The sequence below is a fragment of the Grimontia indica genome (assembly GCF_000333895.2).
In the GTDB taxonomy this organism is placed as follows: Bacteria; Pseudomonadota; Gammaproteobacteria; order Enterobacterales; family Vibrionaceae; genus Enterovibrio; species Enterovibrio indicus.
Window position 1 is genome coordinate 1 of sequence record NZ_ANFM02000097.1, and the last position, 1,072, is coordinate 1,072.

The 1,072-nt window shown below is 50.7% G+C and carries 1 protein-coding gene; it reads right to left on the reverse strand.

Annotated elements, in window-relative coordinates; all coding sequences use genetic code 11:
- Positions 1–1,072, reverse strand: a 1,072-nt coding sequence (gene tuf / locus D515_RS24910) for an elongation factor Tu (RefSeq protein WP_039850773.1), incomplete at both ends; no start/stop codon positions are given.

The window sequence follows — 1,072 nt, forward strand, 5'->3', positions numbered from 1 at the left end:
TGGATGTTGTCGCCTGGCATTACCATCTCAACGCCTTCTGGCAGTTCGATAGTACCGGTCACGTCAGTAGTACGGAAGTAGAACTGTGGACGGTAGCCTTTGAAGAACGGAGTATGACGGCCGCCTTCGTCTTTAGACAGAACGTATACTTCTGACTCGAAATTAGTGTGAGGAGTGATAGAACCAGGCTTCGCCAGTACTTGACCACGCTCAACTTCGTCACGCTTAGTACCACGCAGCAGAACACCAACGTTCTCACCTGCACGGCCTTCGTCCAGAAGCTTACGGAACATTTCAACGCCAGTACAAGTAGTAGTGGTAGTCTCTTTGATACCTACGATTGCAACTTCGTCACCTACGCGAACGATACCTTGCTCAACACGACCTGTTACAACAGTACCACGGCCTTGGATTGAGAATACGTCTTCGATTGGCAGGATGAATGGCTTGTCGATCGCACGCTCTGGCTCTGGGATGTATGAATCCAGTGCTTCTGCCAGCTCAACGATTTTCGCTTCCCACTCAGCTTCGCCGTTCAGTGCACCCAGTGCAGAACCTTGAATGACTGGGCAGTCGTCGCCTGGGAAGTCGTACTCAGACAGCAGTTCACGAACTTCCATCTCAACCAGCTCAAGCAGCTCTTCGTCGTCAACCATGTCACACTTGTTCATGAATACAAGGATGTATGGAATACCAACCTGGCGACCCAGCAGGATGTGCTCACGAGTTTGTGGCATTGGACCGTCAGTTGCCGCAACAACCAGGATACCACCGTCCATTTGCGCAGCACCGGTGATCATGTTTTTAACATAGTCAGCGTGTCCTGGGCAGTCTACGTGTGCGTAGTGGCGAGTTGGAGTATCGTACTCTACGTGTGAAGTAGAGATAGTGATACCACGCTCGCGCTCTTCTGGCGCGTTATCGATTGATGCGAAGTCACGCGCTGCACCGCCGTAAGTTTTAGACAGTACAGTACAGATTGCTGCAGTCAGAGTGGTTTTACCGTGGTCAACGTGGCCGATAGTACCAACGTTAACGTGCGGTTTCGTACGTTCAAATTTTTCTTTAGACA